Genomic DNA, 23592 nt, shown 5'->3' with positions numbered 1-23592 from the left:
AAATTAAGTAATTAAATATTAACTGAACCTGCCAGTGATGTAATTCTGTGTACGCTGATCTTTCGGATTGGTAAACATGATCTTGGTGTCATCAAACTCAACCAATTCACCCAGATAGAAAAACGCCGTTCTGTCGCTCACACGGGCTGCCTGCTGCATATTGTGCGTTACGATGATCAGGGTATAGTTTTGTTTCAGTTCGTGGAACAGATTTTCAACGCTTGAAGTCGAAATTGGGTCAAGCGCAGAAGTTGGTTCATCAAACAGGATCACTTCAGGCTGCATGGCAATCGCGCGGGCAATACACAGCCGCTGCTGCTGACCACCCGAAAGGAATGTTCCTTTTTTATGCAGGGAGTCTTTTACTTCGTTCCAAAGTGCTGCGCTGGTCAGAGATTTCTCAACGATAACATCTTTATCAGCCTTTGACATCTTGATACCGTTCAGCAAATAACCGGCGATCACGTTTTCATAAATGCTCAGGTTCGGAAACGGGTTAGGGCGTTGAAACACCATCCCGATCTTGTAGCGAACATAAATTACGTTCATTTTATAAACGTCTTCGCCATCCAGCTTCATTACCCCTTCGGCCCTTGCGTTAGGGATCAGCTCGTGCATACGGTTAATGCAACGCAGAAAGGTTGTTTTACCACAACCCGACGGACCCATCATTGCAACAACTTCGTTTTTGTTGATCTTGATGTTGACGTTTTTTATGGCATGACTCTCGCCATAATAGGCATTGATATTTTCGGCGCTTACAATTGTACTTTCCATTTTCTTGTCATCACTTTCGTGATTATGTTTAGTGTTAAAACAAATACTAATAATATGAACGATGCCCCCCAGGCCAGATCATGCCAGTCGTCATACGGGCTTGTGGCATAGGTAAATATTAAGTGAGGCAAACTTTCCATCGGTTTTTTTATTGAGGCCGATAGAAAGGGGCTACCAAAAGCTGTAAACAACAATGGCGCAGTTTCGCCAATTACACGGGCAATTGACAGCGTAATACCGGATAAAATACCTGCAAAACCACAGGGTACGATCACCTTTAAGATCACCCTGTGATATGGCACACCTAATGACAATGCAGCTTCTTTTAATGACGGAGGCAACATCAGTAGTGTTTGCTCTGTTGCCCTGATCACTATCGGCAGCATCATAATAGCTAATGCAATACTCCCTGACAGCGCTGAGAAGGTGCCCAAAGGCTTTACCAGCCAGAAGTAAGCAACGATACCCACAACGATAGAGGGGACACCTTGTAATATATCCACACACAAACCAGTATAGTATGCCAGCCTCGTACGGGGGTTCTCGCTCAGATAAATACCTGCCATCATGCCGATAGGAATAGCTATAACAGATGACATCAGCACCATTAATGCACTTCCGACAAGGGCGTTAATAATACCACCACCTTTCTCACCAACCGGTGCAGGTACATGGGTTAAGAAATGCCAGTTTACCTGAGATGCCCCCTGCTTTACAATATAAAGTAATATGATGATAAGCGGCAGCGTGATAACAAAGGCAAAAAAAATGATGATCCCCTTAAAGATCAAACTCTTTACGTTTCTGAATCCTATTTTTGCTTCCATGCCTTAGTTATTTGTAAAACGTGTAATAATTCTTTTACCTATCAGGTTGATAACTACGGTTACCAGGAAAAGCACCAAACCAAGCTCGATAAGCGCGGATAAATATTCAGTATGATCAGCCTCAGTAAACTCATTGGCTATAACGCTGGCCATAGTGTTACCCGGCGCAAAAATGCTGGTTGGTATAGCACTGGTATTACCGATAAGCATTGTAACGGCCATGGTCTCGCCCAGCGCCCTACCCAGTGATAGTAATATACCTGCAAAGAGCCCGGAACGTGTAAAAGGCATGATTACCTTACGTATCACTTCAAAACGTGTAGCTCCCAAGCCATAAGCAGCTTCCTTTAAAGGAGTCGGAACCATTCTTATCAGAGTAATACCTAATGATGCACCATAAGGGATGATCATTATAGCAAGTATCAGCGATGAGGTGAAGATACCTATACCATAAGGCAACACGTGAAATTTGATCTCAAGTGCACGAACAAGAGGCACTAATACAAACAAGCCCCAAAAGCCATAAATAATAGACGGCACTGCGGCGATCAGTTCGATAGTGTTTTTTAACAGATCAGAAAGCCATCCTTTTGGGTTGTATTCGCCCAGATAAATAGCAATAGCGTATGAAAACGGTATGGAGATAATCAGCGCGATGAACGAAGTCAGCAACGTACCGATCAAAAATGGATAAGCTCCATAGATATTACTTACCGGATCCCATACTTTTCCCCAAAGGAATCCGATACCCAATGATTTGATGGATGGTAACGACTCAACTATGAGCGTCACCAATACGCCCAGTACAAGTACCAGCAAAACGACGCTCATAATGATCAGCAACTTCTTGAATGTAACTTCCCATTTCAGTTGCTTGTCGGATAGGCTTAATCTTGAATTTTTCACTTTAACCTGTGTTTGGGGAACGAAGCTATCCTGGATGTTTGCACCGGCAGCATTATCGGCATTTGCGAAGGATGGTTTCATAAAATATTGGTTATGCTTTACAAAACAATTACCAGCACCTTATTCCGGGCTGGTAATTGTTTTAGAGTCAAGAATCAAGAGCCAAGATTCAAGATTTGTTTTGGATAGAACACCGCGTCCTTGATTCTTGGTTCCTGATTCTGTTTTACTTATAAAATCGGTTTACCGTCGTAAGTAGCTGATTTCAAAATTTTCTCAGCAACCTTAACAGCTGATTTTGAAAGCGGAGCGTAGTTCAAAGGAGCACACTCAGCCTGACCCAGGTGAATATTGTACCACAATAATTTCAACAATTCAGTAGCGCGGGCTTTTGAACGGCCATTGTAATTCTGCTCTTTGTAAATCAAAGCCCAGGTAAAGCTGGCAATTGGGTAACCTTTAGCATTGTCAGTGTTAGTGATAGACACTTTTGAATCTGCAGGTATTTCTACGTTACTAGCTAAAGTAGTAGCTTCGATAGTTGCAGGGATGTATTTACCGCTTTTGTTTTGGATGTTAGCGAAAGTCATACCATTTTGTTTAGCATAAGCCAACTCAACATAAGTGATACCACCCGGAGTCTGTTTTACTAAACCAGCAACGCCTTCGCTACCTTTACCACCTAAACCAGCCGGCCAGTTAACTGCGCTTGCTTTACCTACTTTTTTAGCCCAATCAGGGTTTACTTTAGTTAAATAATCAGTAAAGATGAACGAAGTACCGCTACCGTCTGAACGGTGAACAACAACGATTGGAAGATCAGGAAGAGCAACACCTTTGTTAGCATCAGCTATCTCAGGGCTGTTCCATTTGGTAATTTTACCCAGGAAAATATCGGCAAGATCCTTACCGCTCAGGTTCAAACCACCTTTAACACCAGGTACGTTGTAAGTAACAACAACAGCACCAGAAGTCATTGGGATGTGCAGAACCGGAGCACTCATTTTTTTAGTTTGATCCTCGTTCAACGGAGCATCAGAATCACCAAAATCAACAGTTTTGTTAGTCAGCTGCAATATACCACCACCTGAACCGATTGATTGGTAGTTTACTTTTGAAGCAGTGTATTTTGAAAATATCTTTGAGAACAGTGGGTACACGAATGTACTGCCTGCGCCCAATAGAGTGTTATCCTGCGCCGCAGCTGTAAGGGCTAAGGACGATGCTGCTATTGCAACAACTGCTAATTTTAGACTTTTAATTATTTTCATGGTTTGCGTTTTTGCTATTTTAAATGCTATTATTTACCAAATACGTAGTAGAAGGTCATTCTGTAAACCAGGTTATGGTCATCAGATACGCGGCCTGTAACACCTGAATTTCTCTGATCCTTGTAATCAACTAACCAAAGGTTTGGTGCAAAGTGTACATTTTTGGTAGGGGTAAAATCTAAACCAGCGGTATAGAATCTTTCTTTGTAAACAGGAGTGTAAGCAGCATAGATACCAGGAGTTGCTGCATAAGCGTCGGTACCGATATAATCTTTATCTGGATTATATCCATCGTAACGGGCAAAGAAACCCAGTTTATCTTTAACGATCGCGCCTTTTACCCAAACTGACAACGCCTGTGCAGTAGCATCGGCAGGAGCAGCTGCAGTAGTGTTGGTAACACCATTGGTAAGTTTCTGAGTATAAGCCTCAACACCTACTGATAGTTTTGATGACGTATAAGCTATGAACCCTTTTAACATATTGTGTGCCTGCCCACCAATGGCTGCAGTAGCAGGACCGGTCCTTACATAATCTGCATAAATGTCTACCAATAAATGCTTGTCAAGGAATTTACCCCAGATATCACCGTAGAATATTTTGTAGAAGCCTGAGTTTGCGTTTGCAGCCGGTAATAAGCTAGCCTGGGTATTGTCGCCAACCATCAACACGTAACCAAAGTTTTTGGTTTTTGGATCAAATGTACCTTGTAAAGCAGCACCAACGTCATATGAGTTGTTTTTGTGTACGTCAGATACTGTTTTTTCGATAAAACGATATCCCCAGGTAGTTTCTGATAATGAAGTAGGGCCGTTAGTTCCAGGTTCGTTAACAGCGAAACCAGGAGTTGCCATTTCACCTACAACCAAGTCGGTACCATTCCAAAGGTCTCTGTAACGGATATTGATATTCTTGATATAGAAAGCCATTTTACCGTCAACCAGGTTATCACCATTTTGAATAGCAGTAGAACCATTTACGCCGGTGCTGGCGCTTGGCTCTGATGCTAACAATAATTCAGCTTTAAATTTCTTGGTTATCTCGTAATCATACCCTAAATATATACGACGGAACTGAAATGCGTTTCTGTATTGAGGAACACCGTTGTAGTTTTGTTCCGGTCCTCTGTTACCTGCGTCAGCATGTGCATTGTAATAGAAATCACCAAAAGCATAACCCCAGATTCTTCTTTGAGGTTTCCATGTCGTGTCCTCCTGTGGTTTTGCAGTTGCTTTGGTTTCAGTTGATGTAGCAGATGATTCTTGTTTTGCAGCTTCTTTTGTAAGCTTCACGTCTGAAGCAAAAGAGGTTTGCGCCTGGGCATTGAAGCCAACCGCTAAAAGGCTCAACATTAAAATTGATCCTGTAAGTTTTGTAAACTTTCTTTCCATGTCTGGTGAGGTTAAATTAAATTTCGGGTCAAAGTTGCATCCCGTGCATTACCTTAATGTTAAGACATGATTAACATTTGGTAATATTATGCCAACATTAAGTTTAACCTAACTAAACAAATCATTGTCAATTTGATCCTTTAAATTATTAGTTAAATCGAAAATAAATCATTGCAAATCAACAATTTATATAAATTATGCATTTTTATCATAAAATAACAATTACTTAACATTAGGTTGACTTAGATTAATGATGCCTTAATACTAGGCAGGTATTTTCGCAATTAGATACTATTTAATATGCGTAACCTGTTTTTCGATTTCTTTTCCCACCGGGCCTTATTTTATGGATTATTTAACCAGGCGGGGAAGAATATTGTAGAGATGTCTGAATTGCTTGCGGCTGTGGTAGAAACGGAGTCGGTCGACGAACGTGAACCTTTATTTAAGCAGATCAACAGTTTGGAGGAAAACGGGGACGATATTACGCACAGAGTTTACCTTGGATTGGATAAAGTGTTCTTCACGCCCCTTAATCGTAAGGACATTCACACCCTGGCATCAGCTATTGATGATGTTGCTGACAATATACATGAAGCCGCAGGCAGAATTAACTTATACGAAATTGATGTATTTATGCCCGCTATCAGTGAAATTGTAAAGTATATTAAGCTATCATGTATTGAATTGCAAAAACTGATTAGCGGGTTAAGCAAAATAGTGGATACGGAAGGTATGCTGGCCTCATGCCGGTTGACGAAGGATTACGAGCACCGGACAGATTTGATCTATTCTCATGCGTTGGCTGATCTTTTTGCACAAGAAAAAGATGCTATTAAACTCATCAAACACCGGGATATACTATTTTCATTGGAAGCCTCAGCTAATAAATGCAAAAACGTAACCGATGCTATTGAGATCATTGTGCTGAACAGCATTTGATCCCTTAATACCTGATAGAAAGTTTCTTTAGGATAAAATGCAGCAGCCATATCGGGCCGATAAGCAGGAATTTCAGATCCTCCAGAAATGAGGGTTTCTTTCCTTCTATTTGATGTCCGATAAACTGACCTACCCAGGCTAGTACGAAAATTACGAGGCACACCAGCCACATAGCCGGGCCGCCTGCTTTTTGCCAATCGGTTAACTCTATTATTCCGTAGCTAAAACCCATTAAAACAAATAGCATAAAATAAGATAGTATAGGCGAAAGCTTATAATAGTAATAGATAACTGCAGCAATAAGAAATGACGCCCAGTTAAAAAAGCCGTTATACGAACCTAAAAACTTTAAATAGGGGAAAGGAATAGCCCACACCAAACCGAATATACTGAACACGATCAATGGCACACATATCCAATGGATAAGCTTATTGGTTGGGTTTTGGTGATGTTCAGCATATTGATCAAAATAACGATCAATTGGCCGGGTGATAACCTGAGCGGAAGCAGTTTTATTTGAAGATTTGTTAGTCGCCACAATAAAAAATATAAGCCCCTCTCCCAATGGAGAGGGGTTTGGGTGAGGCTTTTATTTTGCAAACGCAACCGACCGGGTCTCCCTGATCACAGTTACTTTAATCTGGCCCGGATAGGTCATTTCAGTTTGGATACGGTTGGAGATATCAGCGGCTAATATTTCTGATTGCGCATCAGTTATCTTTTCGCTTTCAACCACTACACGCAATTCACGTCCAGCCTGTATCGCAAATGTTTTCTCTACACCAGGATATGACAAAGCCAGTTCTTCCAATTCTTTCAGACGCTTGATATAGCTTTCAACCACCTCACGGCGTGCGCCGGGGCGGGCACCTGAGATAGCGTCACAAGCCTGAACAATTGGCGATAACATCGAAGTCATCTCTATCTCGTCGTGGTGAGCGCCAATAGCGTTGCAAACTTCATGGTGTTCCTTAAATTTCTCAGCCAGCTGCATGCCCAAAATAGCGTGTGGTAATTCAGGGTTATCATCAGGCACTTTACCAATATCATGAAGCAAGCCCGCACGTTTAGCCATTTTCACATTAAGACCTAGTTCAGCAGCCATTGTAGCGCAGAAGTTGGCTACCTCACGTGAGTGTTGCAGCAGATTCTGTCCGTAAGACGAGCGGTAACGCATACGGCCAACCATACGAATCAGTTCAGGGTGGAGACCGTGGATACCTAAATCGATCACGGTACGCTCCCCTATTTCTACAATTTCTTCCTCAATCTGTTTCTTGGTTTTGGCAACTACCTCCTCGATACGTGCAGGGTGGATACGACCATCCGTTACTAGGCGGTGCATTGCCAACCGGGCGATCTCACGGCGAACCGGGTCGAAGCCAGAAAGGATAATCGCTTCCGGAGTGTCATCCACAATAATCTCGATCCCGGTAGCTGCTTCCAATGCCCGGATATTCCTGCCCTCACGACCAATGATGCGGCCTTTGATTTCGTCATTCTCAATATTGAAAATGGAAACCGTATTCTCAATAGCACTTTCGGTGGCCGTACGCTGGATGGTTTGGATAACGATCTTCTTAGCTTCTTTGGTAGCAGTCAGTTTAGCTTCGTCCACAATGTCTTTTATCTGCATCATGGCCTTGGTACGGGCCTCTTCGCGTAGGTTGTCCACCAATTGATTTTTTGCATCTTCAGCTGATATCCCTGCAATAGTTTCCAATTGCTCTACATGCTGTTGCTTAAGGTGCTCTACTTCTTCCTGCTTCTTAACAGCAATTTCTGTTTGTCTTTCCAGGTTTTTCCGGACATTATCCAGCTCAGTCTCTTTACGCGACATGTTTTCCAGTCGCTGATTGTAGGATTGTTCCTTCTGCTTTACGCCATTTTCACGCTGATTAATTGCATTATTTTTGGCATTGATCTCGTTCTCATGCTCGGCTTTCATTTGCAGGAATTTTTCCTTAGCCTCAAGCAGTTTGTTCTTTCTTAATATTTCAGCGTCGTTTTCAGCGTCCTTCAATATCTTTTTCACCTTGGTCTGGGCTGCCTGCTCCTGGTCTTTGAAGAGCTTCCTGAGCATGTACCGGCCTATGACGATCCCCGTAGGGACGCCTGCCAGTAGCCCGACAATAATGTATAATACTATGTTCATCTTTTAAGTTTATATAAATAAAAAAACCGCAACTAATTTTTAAGTGTCATGTATTGAAAAACCTCAAATCTGGTGTCGGGACCGGGTCTTCGTTAAGTACTGCATGAGGAAGTAACGTATACCTTCTTGATCCGCTGATATTGAAGCGTTAAGTTTTTAATAGTGAAACCTAAAATTTAACTGCGGTTAAATCTTATTTGCTCGTATGTGTAAAGAACGTTATTACTTTGAGAAAAATTCAGACAGCAGATGATCCAGCTGATAAACTTTGTCCGCCACGTCGGTATCTTCTACCATGACTTTCTTTTCCGCTTTTAATGAGGATGTCGCGTAATGCAGCACACACATCGAAAGCAGGTCTTGTTTATCCCTGACCGCATAATTTTCCTGGTATTCTTTTATCCGGTCGTTAATCAGCTTGGCTGCCCTGCGTATAATTTCTTCTTCTTCCATGTTTACCTTTAAGGGGTAAACTCTGTCAGCAATATTTATTTTTATGGAGATTTCTCCCATTTGAGCGATTCACTTTTTGCACTACTTTTTCAGTAACACAATACACTTATCAATTTCTTGCACAAATTCGTTAATTTTTTGCTTTATGTCAAGAGTTTTTTCGTTGGTCTCTGAAAACGACTTGGCCATCTTGATCACTTTCAGCTTCTGCTCCAGTTCATCGATCTTGTCTTTGCTCGCTTTTACAGCTGCATTAAGCGACTGATTTTCCAGTTTCAATAAATCATTTTCCTCCTGCAAGGCAGAGCAAAGCTCCATCAGGCGTTCGGTTTTTGTTATTATTTTATCTAACTGGTCGGCTGTTGTCATTCGTTTTGTTAATTGGTTGATTAAGTTGGATTAAGTTGATTAGGTTTAAAACCATTTACTTAATCAACTCATTCTACTTCCTTATCTCCGCTCCTGCTTCTTTTCCGAAATTATAAATTAATTTTTGGATTATGCTATCTATTGTTTTGTCTGTCAAAGTTTTTTCTTCGTCTTGTAAAGTAAAACTTAAAGCATACGATTTTTTACCTGACGGAAGTTTATCACCTTGATAGACGTCAAACACATTAACATCTTTCAACAGCTTACGTTCAGTTTTTTGCGCGATCTGCTTCAGCTGACCGAAAGTAACCCGCGTATCTACCAGCATGGATAAATCGCGGCGTACTGCCGGGAACTTGGATACCTCCTGGTAAATAATCTTATTCTTTTTCACAGCAGCCAGCACCAGGTCGAAATTGAAATCAGCATAGAAAACCTCTTTTTCTACGTCCACCTTTTTCAATGCCTCTTTATTTACTGCACCGAACTTCACCAGTTGCTTGCCATTACGCATATACTGTAAGCCAAATGCCATTTTGCTGCATGTTGCATCTTCCACAGCATAATCACGGATGCTTAGCCTTTGCATCAAAGCATCGACAACCGCTTTTATTCTATAGAACGAGAATTGCTGCGGTTTCTGATTCCATTGCTCTTCTTTATCTGCACCGGTAAGATATATAGCAAAATGTTGCGTTTCGGTATACTTATCTTCCTTCACACTGTAAACCTTACCAAACTCGTATAATTTCAGGTCGGTTTTTCTTCTGTTTTGATTATAAGCAATAGCTTCCAAACCGGAAAACAACATGCTCTGACGCATTACATCAAGGTCACTGCTCAACGGATTTAGAATCTTTACAGCGGTATCCAGGTTGTTAGAATAAGCGGATTTGGTTAACGAATTCGATAAAATCTCATTAAAACCATTTGCACTTAGTATATCTGATATCGTGTTCTGCACATCATCCTTTTCAGGGCGTATTGAGTTATTTAGCGATGCCCTTATCTGGGTAGGGATCTCGATATTGTTATAACCGTAAATGCGTAGTATCTCTTCAATCACATCCACCTCGCGGGTAACATCTACACGATAAGGAGGGACTTTCAATGATAGTCTTTCTTCTGATTCGTTAACGATCTCAATATCCAAAGCCTTGATGATAGATTTGATCTCCTGCTGAGTGATCGACTTACCGATGAGTCTGTCGACATTCTTATAAGTAATATCAACCTCGAATGGCGCAACAGGATTTGGATAGATATCGGATATTTCTGATGAAATCGTTCCGCCTGCAATCTCTTTAATCAGCAGCGCAGCGTATTTTAGTGCTACAACTGTAATATTCGGATCGGTACCGCGCTCAAAGCGGAAGGAGGCATCCGTTTTCAAACCATGTCTCTTAGACGTCTTTCGTATCCAAACCGGGTTGAAATAAGCGCTTTCGAGGAATATATTCTGAGTACTTTCTTTTACACCCGAACCAATACCGCCAAACACGCCTGCAATACACATTGGCGCTTCAGCATTATTGATCATCAGGTCATCTGCGGATAATTTACGGTCAACTTCATCCAGCGTTTTGAATATCGTTCCTTCGGGACAAATGCCAACGATCACCTTATTACCCTTTATAGCATCCGCATCGAAAGCATGCAAAGGTTGACCCAATCCGTGTAACACATAGTTGGTGATGTCCACGATGTTATTGATCGACCTTAGCCCGATAACGCTCAGCTTTTCTTTTAGCCATTTAGGTGAATCTTTTACTTCGACACCTGAGATAGTCAAACTTGAATAACGCGGACAAGCCACAGCATTCTCAACCACCACTTCAATAAGGCGGCTGTTATTATCGACTTTAAAACCTGATAGATCAGGCTTATTAATATGTGTTTTTATAAAAGCAGCTATATCGCGTGCTGTCCCTAAATGTGAGGCTGCGTCGGCACGGTTTGGCGTCAAGCCTATCTCGTAGAGGTAGTCATCTGTTACTTTGAAATAATCTTTAGCCAGATCACCAATAGCTGCATCGGCATCTAATACCATGATCCCCTCGTGTGATTCACCTAAACCGATCTCATCTTCAGCGCAGATCATCCCTTCCGACTCCTCGCCACGTATTTTGGATTTGTTGATCTTAAACGGTTCGCCTTTGATTGGATAAACGGTGGTTCCAACAGTAGCCACAACTACCTTCTGCCCTGCGGCAACGTTTGATGCACCGCAAACTATCTGTAATTCTGCACCGGTACCGGCATCTACCTGAGTAATTTTCAGCCTGTCGGCATTAGGGTGCTGACGGGCATCTTTCACGTAACCTATCACCAAACCTTCCAGTCCACCGGGGATGGCCTGCACTTTTTCCAGGCTCTCCACTTCCAGCCCAATGCCGGTTAGTATCTGCGATAGTTGTTCAGGCGTTTTATCCGTATCAATAAATTGTTTAAGCCAATTATAAGAAATCTTCATTATAGCAAAATGATAATCGGCAAAGATAGGATTTTGATTTACGATTTCGGATTTACGAAATACGATTTCAATTAAATCTAAAATCGTATTTCGTACTTCTAAAATCACAACAAACTTTCATCTCCAAAACTATAAAACCCCGTATCGCCGATGATGAGATGATCAAAAATTTGAATATCTAATAACCGGCCAGCTTCGGAGAGTGTTTTGGTCAGACGGATATCTAATTGACTTGGTTTTAAATTCCCTGATGGGTGGTTATGAATCAGGATAATACCGCTGGCGTTTGCTTAGCTCTACCGCTGTTTCGGTGCGGCCGCCTGAGACGATGAGTATAGCAATGAGTTCGGCATCGGTCAAGGCGCGACGTCGCTGTGCACGTAATTTTTCGCGAGGGCGGTCTTCCTCGGCCCAGGCTTTGATGCTGATCTTATCTTGATAAGGTTTCATTGATCAGAACCGGAATTTCCGGAATTCGCCTATTTACAGAATTACAAGTGCATAAATAAGAAGATTCAGGCAATTCTTAAATCCTGCGAATTCAGGTTCAGACAAACAAAAAATAGCGATAAGTTCTTCACTTATCGCTATTCCGCGTATGATTAAATCCTAAGATTATTTTAAGCCGTTAACGTATTTGGTCAGCTTTGATTTATTGTTCGAAGCTTTGTTTTTGTGGATCACGTTCTTTTTAGCTAAACGGTCAAGCATCGAGATCACTTTGGCTAAAAGCGGTGTAGCTTCAGCTTTAGTAGCAGTGCCTCTTAATTTTTTGATGGCGTTTCTGGTAGTTTTAGCCTGATACCTGTTACGCAGACGCTTCGCAGCATTTGCTCTGATCCTTTTTATTGATGATTTATGATTTGCCATTTTAGCTAATTATTCGTTTTTATTTAAGGACTGCAAATATATGACGAATATTTATATTATCAAATGCCTTTTTAAAAATTTGTTAATTAAGTTGATTGAGTTAGAATAAGTTGACTAAGTTGCTGCAAAAAAGCCCTACTCAACTTAATCAAACACTCACCTAATCGACCATTCCAACTTAATTTAGGATATTTGAGTGTGAGACGAATTCTTCGTTGCCTTATCGTTATCGCCCTCCTCTTCTGTTGCTCATGGGATTTTTCGCTCACCGACGGATCGATCATATCGCAGTGTTTACTTTACCCGGGCCAATGTCAGCCTTTTACAAGGCTAATATTGATTTTATCACTGAGCATGCTGTCGAGCCGGATAAGAAACGCTACGTGGACTCACTGGAAGGTTCCGGTCATTTCTTTGATGCCGATCATTATGGCAGGCGGCCCTTTATGAAGATCCCGGTAAAATGGAACAAAGCTGCTAAGAAATATTCAGCAGATACACTAAATAAATACGGAACCGTTCCATGGGAGATACAATATCAATATAACCGGCTGGTGGATGATTTTAAAAACCACGATACAACAGACATCCTGAAGACATCCTCCAACTTAGGCCATTACATTGCTGTTGCCCATGTCCCCTTGCAACTGACTCAAAATTATAACGGGCAACTCACCCACCAGGATGGCATTCACGCACTTTGGGAAAGCCGCCTGCCTGAACTGTTCAGTGACCATTATAATGATTATGTCGGCAAGGCCAGGAATTTCGAGAACCCACTGAACGAGGCTTTTAAATTATGCAGGTCATCTTATAACTGCGTGGATTCTGTATTGCGATTTGAGCGAATGATCAACCAAAATTTCCCTGCTGATAAGAAATATGATATGGTAAAACATGGCAACCGCAACGTGCAGGATTATTCCGAAGCCTATGCAAAAGCCTACCATATTGCATTAAAAGGGATGGTGCGCCGGCGCATGCGTTCGGCTATTTTAGAAATCGGTAGTTTCTGGTATTCGGCCTGGGTTGATGCAGGTCAGCCAGTTTTGAATAAATTGATCGATAAGCCGTTATCACCCGAAGAAAAAAAAAGATACTGCGAGGTCAACCTATGTTAGGATGAGTCAATGTGTGACACCCGCAATAGTTAATTTATTTAACTATTAAGTCGTAGCAGCTTTCTTTTTCCTGCGGTTATTAATGGCGGCAACAATTGGCGGCAATATCGACACTAATATAATTGCAATGCCGATCAATGAAAAATGAGCTTTGAAGAACGGCACATTTCCAAGCATATAACCCGCAAAAAGGAACAGAATGATCCATGAAACACCACCAATAATATTGTACAGGCTATACCTCAACATAGGCATTCTGCCCACGCCCGCTACAAAAGGCGCAATAGTGCGGATGATCGGCATAAAACGGCTGATAATAACCGCCTTCCCTCCGTGCCTGTCAAAAAAAGCTTTGGTATCGAGGTAATATTGCAGCTTTAGTATTTTATTATTTTCCTTGAACACCTTCGGACCAAGATAATTACCTAATAAATAATTAATAGTATTGCCAACAAAGGCTGCAATAATCAATATAACGGCAAGCAGGTAGATATTTAAACCGGTATTGCCTCCGGCTATCAAAGCCCCTGCAGCAAACAAGAGCGAATCGCCGGGCAGAAATGGGGTTACCACAAAGCCCGTCTCAGCAAATATGATCACAAATAATATCAGATAGGTTAATGTGTGATACTGGCTTATGATATCGGCCAGGTGCTTATCAATGTGCAGGATAAAATCGATCAGGTGTTTTATGATTTCCAAGGGTAAAATTTTGGCAAAAATATAAATAAAACCGGGATTACTTGTTGGTAATAAAACCTGAGCCAAAGGCCAAACTATCTGTCCTGTTGGCCAAGCCATAACAATACATAGTATATATCTTGCCGTTCTGTATAGTCACATTTGGCCTGTCAAGCAAAACATTAGGAGAGCCTGTCTGGTATATTTTAAAATCATAGGTTCCAGCGGTCAATTCGATAAATTTAGTCATCGTTTTATATGGCACTCCCGCAAAAGCCGTGGTATCATTTGCTGTTACTGAGACCTGTCCAAGGTTATTGGGCGAAGCATTTACAAAACGAAGTTTGCCTTTACCCAGGCTTGGCGAAGAACTCGTATCGGCAGTAAAAATGCTGTATAGCGTGCTCGAATCCTGCCCCATCAGCATCAACGTGTACCTGGTATTAGGCACTAACACATTATTCAATGTCAAGAAATTATAACTTGGTGCTACAGTGCCCGGCGTTCGCGAAGTACCTCTCCTAACCTGAAATGGCGTGGTGATCGAAGGTAAGTAAAAATAGCCCGATGAGTTAGGATAGAAATAAGAAAAAGAATTGACTTTGACATAATTTACATACAAGTCTACCGATCCGATCCCGGAATTAAGATTCACAATCTGATACTGTATATTCAATGCCGCCGCATTGGAGTTACTGTTCTTTCCGCACGACGAAATAAAGGGCATGATCAAAAAGATCAATACAAAAAGTGAAAGAAAAACCGTTAAACTTCTATTATTCTTTTTAAACATTTTTGATCTAATATTTTTAATCCCGCCTAAACCCCAAAGAAAATCCTGTAGTACCCGGTGTGCCCAACGTATAAAGGGTGTAACGAGAACCGGAGGTCAAGCTAACACTGTCTATATATAAAGGGGTCGACGATCCTGTATTAAATATTTTAATTGGGATTAGCCCAGTAACACTTGCACCATTTGTTGTACTAATCAGACTAAGTTTGCTATAGCTTTTAAAAGCAACCGCACTAAACAGTGTTGTACCCCCGTAAGACATATCAAGATTTCCAGAACCAGGTGAAGAATTTACAAACCTTATATAGCAGGTATTACTCGTTGTGTCCTCCGGAAAACTGTCTATTGTCTGAAAGGCGTCATCAGCCTTTCCGTCCGTAATAAACAATGTATGATAAAAATCCGTGTCTGCGGGTAGGGTGATACTAAATAAACTGTGGACAGCACTGGTATTTACATTGAATGGCTTTTTTACTTCATAAGTTTGCTTGCCTTCCGGGACATAATAATAACCGGTAGAATAGCTGGGCAAGATCGCAGAGGTAGTATTGAGACGACTGCCATTCAAATAAATATTGACTGTATCAGCAGATGCATTCACCACATTTAATCTTACCTGCGATACAGCAGAGGGCGCATCATCGTATTTCTTTTTACAGGCAGCCAGCCCCACAATTAAAGCAATTACAAACAATACCGATAACCTGATTTTCATTTGCTATATAACTGTGTATACTCAGTTTTGTTATTGGGTTGAACAAAAAAGTCCGGCTTTTGCACCGGACTCTGGATTTGGATTTATAATTTAAGTTTACAACTTAAGCATAACTATTAAGCATTACCGGCATCACCAGCATCAGCACATCTTCATTCTCATCCCCGTTCTGCGGTAATAACAAACCGGCGCGATTTGGTGTCGACATCTCGAGCATCACTTCTTCACAGCTCAGGTTTTTCAGCATTTCTATCAAAAATTTTGCATTAAACCCGATCTCGATATCCTCGCCATCATACTGACAGCTTAAACGTTCGTGGGCTTCATTTGCAAAATCAATATCTTCTGATGAAATATTCAATTCGCTTCCGCTGATCTTCAGCCTTACCTGGTGGGTTGTTTTGTTGGCATAAATGGCCACACGGTTAAGTGAGCTCAAAAATGCCTGTCTGTCTATCGTAAGCTTGTTCGGATTATTTTTCGGTATAACCGCCTCATAATCAGGATAACGCTCATCTATCAGACGGCACACCAAGTTGATATTGCTAAACTTAAAGAACGCACTCGTACTATTATACTCAACAGACACATTGATGTCCTCTGAGGGAAGAGCCGATTTAAGCAAATTTAGAGCTTTTTTTGGTAAAATAAAAGATGCAGTGCTTGCTGCTTTTGCATCTTTTCTGCGGTAACGTACCAACTTGTGTGCATCGGTTGAAACAAAGGTCAATGACGACGTAGACAACTGGCAGTAAACACCTGTCATAGCAGGGCGCAACTCATCGTTACTTACTGCAAAAATGGTTTTATTGATAGCCTCGGCCAATACTGAAGCAGGCAGGTTTACTGAGGATGCGTTTTCAACCACCGGAATCTTTGGGAAGTCCTCTCCATTCTCGCCGCTCAACTTATATTTACCGTCACCGGCATTGATCTCAATAGCAAATGTAGTATCGTCAATATTGAACGCGATAGGCTGTTCCGGTAATGATTTTAAGGTATCCAGCAGGATGCGTGAAGGGATGGCAATACGGCCGTTCTCTTTTGCCTCAACCGTTAGGGAGGTAGTCATACTGGTTTGCAGGTCCGTTGCCGAAATAGTTAAGTTTCCGTCCTTAATCTCGAACAAAAAGTTTTCCAGGATTGGCAAAACTGTACTATTGCTTAAAGCGCCGCTTACCGACTGTAATTGCTTTAATAAGGTGGACGTTGAAACTATAAATCTCATATATCTGAATCGAATTTAGCACCCAAAAGTATAAATTTTAATGAGCATACTTTCGCCTGCGAATATAATGTTGAAAAATAGCAAATATTAACACAAAACCCAAAGGAATAACATTATTTATCACCTGCCAGTACAGTTTTTCGCTGCGTATGCGGGCCCTGTTCAAAAGGCGTAATTGTATCTCTTTGGCACGCAAACCGATCAGGCCTGAATCGTCCGTCATATAGTCGGCAATGTTCAGCAAAAGGTTCTTGTTGCCAAAGCTTTGCTGGGTATAGCGATCATAGCCTAAGGGGTATGGCGAGCCGTCTGAGCCCACTTGATTTTTAAACACATCACCATCGCTGATCGCGATCATCTTGGTTGGTTTGCTTTCGGTGAGCGACTCCACTTTTTCATTCATCCCCTCAGGCGTTGGTCTGTTCAAAAAGTCAGATTTAAACTTGCCTTCCAGCAATACCGCAACCGGTTTGGTGGTGCTTTGAAAGTCTTTGGGCTGCGGCTCCTGCTCCAGCATTTGCAATGAAAGCAGGTATGGCGTATTAAATTTCTTGTTATAAGGGGATGATTCCAACAATATCGTTTTAGTAGTTCCCCTTACACCGAGGGTATCAATGGTACTGATGAACTCACTATGTATAGCATCCAGGTTTTTTACGACCGGGTGCTTTGACAAAGGCATTATAAGCGGATAAAATAGCCAAGGCACATTTTGTATCTGCGCCTGTCCACCTACATTACCCGTCGCCACCGGAATTTGGGAGCAGCTGATATCGGCTATCAAATCATAATTGATACGGACGCCATACACAAATAATTGATCGTCAAGATTCAACTGCTTATTAAATGCCAGTTGCTCACCGCCGTGTCCGCGAAGGCTATCTAATTCAGCGCTTACCTGATCGATAGTCCATAATACCCGGCCTCCACGCATGATATATTGATCGAGCTTGAATTTCTCTAATTCAGTAAACGGCTTATCCGGTTTTGGGATAACCAGTAGTTTAACTTTTTGCAATGCAGCAAACGGAATAGTTTTTAGATCGACACGTCCAACGGTATAACCTTCCGATAACGATTTCATTGCATCATTCAGCTGAACATCGGTCAATTCGTGATGCCCTTCTGTAAACCCGATCTCGGGCTTGCCACCCGTGGTTACCTTTTTTATGGCCGAAACAAAAGCATATTCAAGGTTTTGAATTGAATTATTTAATTGCTCTTCGGGAGACAGGCCGATACGATTCAACAGCAATTTAACCGGGATCTCTTTGTCACCCGATGACACCACGGCATAAGGAATAATGAGCTTTTGGGTCAATCCGTTATCTGTTTTTTCACTCAGGTTGGTAGGCTCAATCCCTTTCTCTCCCATCGCCTGCAAGGTTTGTTGTTGCTGCTCGCTGGATTGTCCCTTCAGCGGATCAACAAAATCAAACTGAAGTTTATTATGGCCATAAGCTTCCAAATCACTCAGCATATCCTTTGTGGCGCTTTTGAGACGCTTAAAAGCCGCCGGAAAATTATTCCCCTCAAGGTAAACAGTTACTTTTACATCTTTTGGCAGGCCATCTAAAATACCGCGGCTAATTTTTGATATCGTAAATCTCTTCTCTTTAGTAAAATCAAAACGTGTAAACGCAAGAGATGATATGATCGCGACAGCAATAATAAAAGCCAGTCCGCTGATCAAACCTTTTTTATCGGCGGTTTTTTGTCTTTGTACTTTGATCACCAGCAAGGTGCACCAGATAAACAAGGCACTCAGGCAAATAAAATAGCCCAGGTCGCGGGTGTCGAGCACGCCCCTGCTTACTGATTCATAATGCGCTGTGATCCCGATATTCTGCAAACCCAGGTTTTGTAATGATAATAATGAGCTTAATGAATCGAAACCACTATAAAAGAAGTAAGAAAGGAAAACAGCTATCGTAAAAGCGATGATCTGGTTTTTGCTGACAGACGAGGCAAACAAACCGATTGCGGCAAACCCTGATCCCAATAAAAACAAGCCAATGTATGAACCTATTACCGCACCGCTATCAACATTTCCCTGCGGATTGCCTAAGGTATAAACCGAATAATAATAAACCAGCGTGGGTATCAAGGCGAAAAGCACCAGCAATACACAGGCAAAGAATTTACCGAGAACGATCTGCCCGTCGGTCAGAGGGCGTGTAAGCAACAACTCAAATGTTCCTTCTTTGCGTTCCTCGGCTAAAGAGCGCATAGTAATTGCCGGTATCAGGAACATAAACAGGTATGGCGCGGTATTAAACAAGCTATCTAATCCGGCATACCCATAGTCCAATATACTCGAATCAGGGAATACCCATAAAAACAAACCTAATACCAGTAAGAATACCCCTATAGTAACATAGGCTACCAGCGAACTGAGGTAAGAAGTAATTTCTTTCTTTAAGATGCTATACACTATAAATTGCGGCTGTTGGCTGCCGAAATTACAATATTATTCGTGAATGCAGAAAGGGTTCGTTACGTTGGATGGTTGAAATGTTGGAAAGTTGAAAAGTTGGTGTTATTTTCAATTACAATCCAAACAGATCAAGCAATGTGAATAGCGGTCTGCCTTACCTGGTGCGCTCAGTCCTCGTAACGAAAACTGATGTCCACTCCATTCTTCTCGCGAATGGGTGCAACAAAACAGGGGCCGATAGAAAACGCGAAGACTCTCTGTTTGGCATAGTCTGTTTCAGTAGCTGTACCAGCTTCTTCTCTGGCATAGACGCCTCCAGCTTAAGCTTACGGGCTATGTGATAGGGAATTCAAACTTGGCTAATACTCCTGCACCAATATTAAAAACACCATTGACGGGAATACCTAATTCGAAACCAACGCTGAATGCTTTAGTGCCATTTGATATAAAATACCAACCAATCACGTATTGCATCACCAAAATGTTTATCAAACACAAAGCCCTGCCGGAATCCGGCAGGGCTTTGTGTTTGATAAATAAATTTGTTATTGGAAGCTGTAAGCAACACGAAATCCGATCTGGCCTATAGAACCATTTTTAGACCATCCTTCATAGCGCGCACCTACTTCAAACCCGCCATCAAGGGCATATCCAATCCCAGGAGCATAGACAAATGCTGTGCCCCCTCCGTCCTGGATAAAAGCAGCACCTATTCCAACTTCACCAAAGAAACCGGTAGCTCCGCTAAAATTGTAACGGCCACCCAATTTCACAGGTATAGCTTTTAAGTTGCCTACCTTTACTGATGTACCACCAAAATCGATGGTCTTACCAATAAAAACTGTGTAACCGGCTGAAAGGCTCACATCAAAATTAGGAGCAGCAGGGAGAGAGTATTTAATATCTCCGCCAATTGCAAAAGAAGAAACGTCGCTAACACTGCCCACAGGTACTCCCGGGTCAACGCCAATGCTGAATTTTCCGCTAGTGCTACTACTTGATTTGGATGTTTGGGCAAATGATGCCGTTACTGCGCTAACTATTAGTACAGCCATTAGTAGAATTTTTCTCATACTTGATGTTTTTGAATAAGGTCAATAACGTCAAATCTATGAAAAATTTACAATTAATTAATATTGGTTAGTTCTATGAAAATATTCTCGAGGGATTTCCCGCTGTTTTTATTGCGCAGATCATCCAATGAGTCATTAGCAACTATCTTGCCTTTATTAATGATAATCACCTGGCTACAAACTGCTTCCACCTCCTGCATAATGTGAGTAGAAAGTACAATGGTCTTGGTTTTACCTAAATCGCGTATCAATTGGCGTATACCGATCAGTTGGTTTGGATCTAGGCCCGAAGTTGGCTCATCCAATATTAATACCTGAGGATCATGCAGAATGGCCTGCGCCAAACCCACACGCTGGCGATACCCTTTAGATAACTGTCCTATTTTTTTATGCCTTTCAGGAGTCAACCCGGTTTGCTCTATGATCTGATCGATGCGCTTTTCGGGCTGATGTATCTTGTGAATATTGGCGATAAACTGCAACGATTCGCGTACATACATATCGGGGTAAAGCGGATTGCTTTCGGGAAGATAACCTATGTTGCGTTTCACGTCTACTGCCTGCGTTTCCACATCAAAACCGCATACCGAAGCTTTGCCCGAAGTTTGCGGGATATAGCCCGTAAGTATCTTCATTGTAGTTGATTTTCCGGCCCCGTTAGGACCAAGAAAACCCAGCACACCAGGTGCTGCACTAAATGAAATACCATCAACAGCCTTTTGGGTGCCGTAAACTTTAGTCAATGATTCAACGCTGATGCTCATGCCTCAAATGTAGAAGTTAGATTTGAGATATGAGATATGAGATATGAGGGAATTTATCCTTTGCCAGCCTATGTTTGGGATGACAATGTAGAATTACTGAAGAATCCCATCCAGCCCTGAAACTTCAGTGACAATCCGGTCCTTACTTTTTATGGTAAAGTAAATCACAATAGCACTGCCTGCGTCGCGCTCCAGCCTGCCGGCTTTGAAGGTGTAAGTATTATGATCCTCGGCAAGGCCGTTCATGCTTTTGAATGCGGTTGCAAAATGTGGCATGACCGAAATCACCGGTTTGCTGAACTTTAACAGGATACGTGTATCTGTCAATGGCCCGGTCTCCTTATTGCCGAAGTAAAGAGTAGTTACATAGCTATTTCCTGTACTTTCCCTTTGCAGCGACTTAATAAGGAATAATTTGCTTTTTACATTCGCATTAACCAGCACCCTGGCAACTATAGTCTTCCCGTCGCGGTCATAAGCATTATATTCTTTTGAGGAGGACTTATCCTGTGCAATGGCAATAATACCACACAGTAAAAGAATAACTGTCAACAAGCTTTTCATAACCGGTTAATTGGCAGCATAAAGATACCGAAAAACCATAAATAAATCCGAATTCGAAAACGGCGAAGCTTTCTTGAGCACCGTGGGAACAACCGACACACGAAAAATCCGGTATCCACAATCAAAAAAATATATCTTTGCGCTGTTATGAGCACACCAACCGACGAACTTTTTAAGAATGTAATATCACACGCAAAGGAATATGGCTTTGTATTCCAGTCAAGCGAAATATATGACGGTCTGAGCGCTGTATACGACTACGGTCAGAATGGTGCCGAACTGAAAAATAATATAAAAACCTACTGGTGGAAGGCCATGGTGCAGATGAATGAGAATATTGTCGGTATCGACTCGGCTATTTTTATGCATCCAAAAATATGGGAAGCCAGCGGACATGTTGCAGGCTTTAATGATCCAATGATCGATAATAAAGACTCAAAAAAACGTTACCGCGCCGATCAGTTACTGGAAGATAAAATAGCACAGTACGACAGCGAAAATAAAACTGACCTGGCCGAAGAGTTGCAGATCGAAATGGATAAGGCGCTAAAAAGTGACGATTTAACCCGCCTGCGTGAACTCATCATCGAACACAATATCACTTGCCCTATTAGCGGTACCGCTAACTGGACCGAAGTCCGCCAGTTTAACCTGATGTTCAGTACCCAAATGGGTGCGATAGCCGAAGAGGCGGATGTGATCTACCTTCGCCCCGAAACTGCGCAGGGCATTTTCGTAAACTACCTGAATGTACAAAAATCGGGCAGGATGAAAATTCCTTTTGGTATTGCGCAAATTGGTAAAGCTTTCCGTAACGAGGTAATTGCACGTCAGTTCATCATCCGTATGCGGGAGTTTGAACAGATGGAGATGCAATTCTTTATTCGTCCCGGTTCACAAAAAGAATGGTTCGAGCATTGGAAACAAACGCGCCTGAAATGGCATTTGGCGTTAGGCACGTCCCCTGCCAAATATCGTTTCCACGAGCATACCAAACTCGCACATTATGCCGATGCGGCTTTTGACATTGAATTTGAGTTCCCATTTGGATTCAAGGAAGTTGAAGGTATCCACAGCCGCACCGATTTTGACCTGGGTCAGCATCAGAAATACTCAGGCAAGAAATTGCAGTATTTCGACCCGGAGATCAATCAGAACTACGTGCCCTATGTGATCGAGACCTCTATTGGGTTAGACCGTATGTTTTTACTGACTCTAATCAATGCGTACGAAGAAGAAAACCTGAGCACACCGGAAAAGCAGGATAGCCGCGTAGTTCTGCGCCTGCACCCATGCCTGGCACCTGTAAAAGCAGCTATTTTCCCGCTAACCAAGAAAGATGGCCTGCCAGAAAAGGCCCGGGAAATTATGGACAAACTAAAACTTGATTTCAATTTGTACTACGAGGAAAAAGACGCTATCGGTAAACGCTATCGCCGCCAGGATGCTATTGGTACTCCTTTCTGCATCACTGTAGATCACCAGACGTTAGAGGACAATACCGTAACCATCCGTTATCGCGACACTATGCAACAAGAACGTGTTTCTGCCAATCAACTGGATAAAATCATCGGCGAGCTGGTAAGCTGGAAAAACGTACTATAATTAAAAAAACAACTCGCTGTAAAAGTGCCTGGCTGATAATGGACTGAACCCCAAAAGTTGGACGAATTTAAAAATTAATTGTAATGATGAGCCCGATAAATTATCGGGCTCATCCCGTTTAAATTGAGTTTGATTCTTTCTCTATTGTAGTAGTCAATATATTCTTTTATGTCTTTT

Annotated in this window: 26 protein-coding genes; 3 read left to right on the top strand and 23 right to left on the bottom strand. The window is 41.9% G+C overall.

The window, feature by feature from the left end:
• Positions 1-18: 18 nt before the first annotated feature.
• The 5 genes from pstB to Q3A68_RS06720 all read right to left on the bottom strand — a co-directional run bounded on the left by pstB (position 19) and on the right by Q3A68_RS06720 (position 5172).
• Positions 19-777, bottom strand: coding sequence for a phosphate ABC transporter ATP-binding protein PstB (pstB, locus tag Q3A68_RS06740; RefSeq protein WP_302900298.1), 759 nt, complete (start codon positions 775-777; stop codon positions 19-21).
• Positions 759-1604 (bottom strand): phosphate ABC transporter permease PstA, encoded by an 846-nt coding sequence (gene pstA, locus Q3A68_RS06735; RefSeq protein ID WP_302900297.1) that lies wholly within the window; start codon positions 1602-1604, stop codon positions 759-761. The genes pstB and pstA overlap by 19 nt, the downstream gene beginning before the upstream one ends.
• Before the next feature lie 3 nt (positions 1605-1607).
• A complete protein-coding gene (pstC, locus tag Q3A68_RS06730; RefSeq protein WP_302900296.1) occupies positions 1608-2591 on the bottom strand; it encodes a phosphate ABC transporter permease subunit PstC in 984 nt (327 codons plus the stop codon).
• Positions 2592-2740: 149 nt separating this feature from the next.
• Positions 2741-3781 (bottom strand): phosphate ABC transporter substrate-binding protein PstS, encoded by a 1041-nt coding sequence (gene pstS, locus Q3A68_RS06725; RefSeq protein ID WP_302900295.1) that lies wholly within the window; start codon positions 3779-3781, stop codon positions 2741-2743.
• Between the two features lie 29 nt (positions 3782-3810).
• Entirely contained in the window at positions 3811-5172 is a 1362-nt protein-coding gene (locus tag Q3A68_RS06720) for a hypothetical protein (protein WP_302900294.1), read from the bottom strand.
• 300 nt (positions 5173-5472) lie between these two features.
• On the opposite strand from Q3A68_RS06720, the gene Q3A68_RS06715 reads away from it, so the two are divergent.
• A complete protein-coding gene (locus Q3A68_RS06715) occupies positions 5473-6114 on the top strand; it encodes a DUF47 domain-containing protein (protein WP_302900293.1) in 642 nt (213 codons plus the stop codon).
• A gap of 4 nt (positions 6115-6118) precedes the next feature.
• Here the strand turns inward: Q3A68_RS06715 and Q3A68_RS06710 are convergent, their stop codons facing one another.
• From Q3A68_RS06710 to rpsT, 8 genes are all read right to left on the bottom strand, one after another.
• Positions 6119-6652: an Mpo1 family 2-hydroxy fatty acid dioxygenase gene (locus Q3A68_RS06710; RefSeq protein WP_302900292.1), complete on the bottom strand. Its 534-nt coding sequence runs from the start codon at positions 6650-6652 to the stop codon at positions 6119-6121.
• A 51-nt stretch (positions 6653-6703) separates the two neighbouring features.
• A complete protein-coding gene (gene rny / locus Q3A68_RS06705; protein ID WP_302900291.1) occupies positions 6704-8269 on the bottom strand; it encodes a ribonuclease Y in 1566 nt (521 codons plus the stop codon).
• Positions 8270-8491: 222 nt separating this feature from the next.
• A complete protein-coding gene (locus tag Q3A68_RS06700; protein ID WP_302900290.1) occupies positions 8492-8782 on the bottom strand; it encodes a cell division protein ZapA in 291 nt (96 codons plus the stop codon).
• 21 nt (positions 8783-8803) lie between these two features.
• Positions 8804-9091 (bottom strand): hypothetical protein, encoded by a 288-nt coding sequence (locus Q3A68_RS06695; protein WP_302900289.1) that lies wholly within the window; start codon positions 9089-9091, stop codon positions 8804-8806.
• Between the two features lie 73 nt (positions 9092-9164).
• Complete coding sequence (pheT, locus tag Q3A68_RS06690) at positions 9165-11564, bottom strand: phenylalanine--tRNA ligase subunit beta (RefSeq protein WP_302900288.1); 2400 nt, start codon at positions 11562-11564, stop codon at positions 9165-9167.
• Positions 11565-11668: 104 nt separating this feature from the next.
• Positions 11669-11830, bottom strand: a complete 162-nt coding sequence (locus tag Q3A68_RS23150) for a JAB domain-containing protein (RefSeq protein ID WP_368045661.1) — start codon at positions 11828-11830, stop codon at positions 11669-11671.
• Positions 11823-12014, bottom strand: coding sequence for a UPF0758 domain-containing protein (locus Q3A68_RS23145; RefSeq protein ID WP_368045658.1), 192 nt, complete (start codon positions 12012-12014; stop codon positions 11823-11825). Before Q3A68_RS23145 ends, Q3A68_RS23150 begins: the two co-directional genes overlap by 8 nt.
• A 165-nt stretch (positions 12015-12179) precedes the next feature.
• Positions 12180-12434, bottom strand: coding sequence for a 30S ribosomal protein S20 (rpsT, locus tag Q3A68_RS06680; RefSeq protein WP_302900287.1), 255 nt, complete (start codon positions 12432-12434; stop codon positions 12180-12182).
• 311 nt (positions 12435-12745) lie between these two features.
• Here rpsT and Q3A68_RS06675 point away from each other — a divergent pair, with 311 nt between their 5' ends.
• A complete protein-coding gene (locus Q3A68_RS06675; RefSeq protein WP_302900286.1) occupies positions 12746-13555 on the top strand; it encodes a zinc dependent phospholipase C family protein in 810 nt (269 codons plus the stop codon).
• A gap of 45 nt (positions 13556-13600) precedes the next feature.
• Here the strand turns inward: Q3A68_RS06675 and Q3A68_RS06670 are convergent, their stop codons facing one another.
• From Q3A68_RS06670 to Q3A68_RS06630, 9 genes are all read right to left on the bottom strand, one after another.
• Entirely contained in the window at positions 13601-14257 is a 657-nt protein-coding gene (locus Q3A68_RS06670) for a DedA family protein (protein WP_302900285.1), read from the bottom strand.
• Between the two features lie 37 nt (positions 14258-14294).
• Positions 14295-14963, bottom strand: coding sequence for a DUF4397 domain-containing protein (locus Q3A68_RS06665; protein WP_302900284.1), 669 nt, complete (start codon positions 14961-14963; stop codon positions 14295-14297).
• A gap of 82 nt (positions 14964-15045) precedes the next feature.
• Positions 15046-15744 (bottom strand): DUF4397 domain-containing protein, encoded by a 699-nt coding sequence (locus tag Q3A68_RS06660; protein ID WP_302900283.1) that lies wholly within the window; start codon positions 15742-15744, stop codon positions 15046-15048.
• A gap of 103 nt (positions 15745-15847) precedes the next feature.
• A complete protein-coding gene (dnaN, locus tag Q3A68_RS06655) occupies positions 15848-16972 on the bottom strand; it encodes a DNA polymerase III subunit beta (protein ID WP_302900282.1) in 1125 nt (374 codons plus the stop codon).
• 37 nt (positions 16973-17009) lie between these two features.
• Positions 17010-19406, bottom strand: coding sequence for a gliding motility-associated ABC transporter substrate-binding protein GldG (gene gldG / locus Q3A68_RS06650; RefSeq protein WP_302900281.1), 2397 nt, complete (start codon positions 19404-19406; stop codon positions 17010-17012).
• Between the two features lie 336 nt (positions 19407-19742).
• Entirely contained in the window at positions 19743-19883 is a 141-nt protein-coding gene (locus Q3A68_RS06645) for a hypothetical protein (protein WP_302900280.1), read from the bottom strand.
• A 71-nt stretch (positions 19884-19954) separates the two neighbouring features.
• Complete coding sequence (locus tag Q3A68_RS06640) at positions 19955-20482, bottom strand: outer membrane beta-barrel protein (RefSeq protein ID WP_302900279.1); 528 nt, start codon at positions 20480-20482, stop codon at positions 19955-19957.
• Positions 20483-20535: 53 nt separating this feature from the next.
• Positions 20536-21246 carry an ATP-binding cassette domain-containing protein gene (locus tag Q3A68_RS06635; RefSeq protein WP_302900278.1) on the bottom strand — a complete coding sequence of 237 codons (711 nt, stop codon included), beginning with the start codon at positions 21244-21246 and terminating at the stop codon, positions 20536-20538.
• A 93-nt stretch (positions 21247-21339) separates the two neighbouring features.
• Positions 21340-21810 carry a hypothetical protein gene (locus Q3A68_RS06630; protein WP_302900277.1) on the bottom strand — a complete coding sequence of 157 codons (471 nt, stop codon included), beginning with the start codon at positions 21808-21810 and terminating at the stop codon, positions 21340-21342.
• A gap of 147 nt (positions 21811-21957) precedes the next feature.
• Here Q3A68_RS06630 and Q3A68_RS06625 point away from each other — a divergent pair, with 147 nt between their 5' ends.
• The gene (locus Q3A68_RS06625; protein WP_302900276.1) at positions 21958-23415 is read left to right on the top strand and encodes a glycine--tRNA ligase; all 1458 of its coding nucleotides are present in this window, start codon (positions 21958-21960) and stop codon (positions 23413-23415) included.
• Between the two features lie 74 nt (positions 23416-23489).
• Here Q3A68_RS06625 and Q3A68_RS23140 read toward each other — a convergent pair whose 3' ends face one another.
• Entirely contained in the window at positions 23490-23585 is a 96-nt protein-coding gene (locus Q3A68_RS23140) for an IS3 family transposase (protein ID WP_368045660.1), read from the bottom strand.
• Positions 23586-23592 lie beyond the last annotated feature (7 nt).

It is taken from the genome of Mucilaginibacter tolerans (genome assembly GCF_030519375.1).
Classification (GTDB): Bacteria; Bacteroidota; Bacteroidia; order Sphingobacteriales; family Sphingobacteriaceae; genus Mucilaginibacter.
The sequence above is the reverse complement of the archived record's forward strand: the minus strand, read 5'-3'. Positions and strand labels throughout refer to the sequence as shown.